This is a genomic window from Psychromonas arctica (assembly GCF_038155225.1).
Classification (GTDB): Bacteria; Pseudomonadota; Gammaproteobacteria; order Enterobacterales; family Psychromonadaceae; genus Psychromonas; species Psychromonas arctica_B.
This window is the reverse complement of sequence record NZ_JBAKBA010000103.1, coordinates 1-574: the sequence shown is the minus strand read 5'-3', so window position 1 is coordinate 574 and position 574 is coordinate 1. Positions and strand designations below refer to the sequence as shown.

Sequence of the window (574 nt, the reverse complement as noted above, 5' to 3'; positions counted from 1 at the left end):
TATGCGTCCGCAGCTTCGGTGATATGTTTAGCCCCGTTAAATCTTCCGCGCAGGCCGACTCGACTAGTGAGCTATTACGCTTTCTTTAAAAGATGGCTGCTTCTAAGCCAACTTCCTAGCTGTCTAAGCCTTCCCACATCGTTTCCCACTTAACATATACTTTGGGACCTTAGCTGGCGGTCTGGGTTGTTTCCCTTTCCACGACGGACGTTAGCACCCGCCGTGTGTCTCCCATGATTGCACTTGTTGGTATTCGGAGTTTGCAAAGGGTTGGTAAGTCGGGATGACCCCCTAGCCTTAACAGTGCTCTACCCCCAACAGTGATACATGAGGCGCTACCTAAATAGCTTTCGAGGAGAACCAGCTATCTCTTGGTTTGATTGGCCTTTCACCCCCAGCCACAAGTCATCCCCTAATTTTTCAACATTAGTGGGTTCGGTCCTCCAGTTGATGTTACTCAACCTTCAACCTGCTCATGGCTAGATCACCAAGTTTCGGGTCTAATCCTAGCAACTATTCGCCCAGTTAAGACTCGGTTTCCCTACGGCTCCCCTAAACGGTTAACCTTGCTACT

The 574-nt window shown here is 49.5% G+C and carries 1 rRNA gene; it reads right to left on the bottom strand.

Going from position 1 to position 574, the window contains the following annotated elements:
• Positions 1 to 574: ribosomal RNA gene (locus V6255_RS17980) — 23S ribosomal RNA — on the bottom strand; the annotation flags it as partial.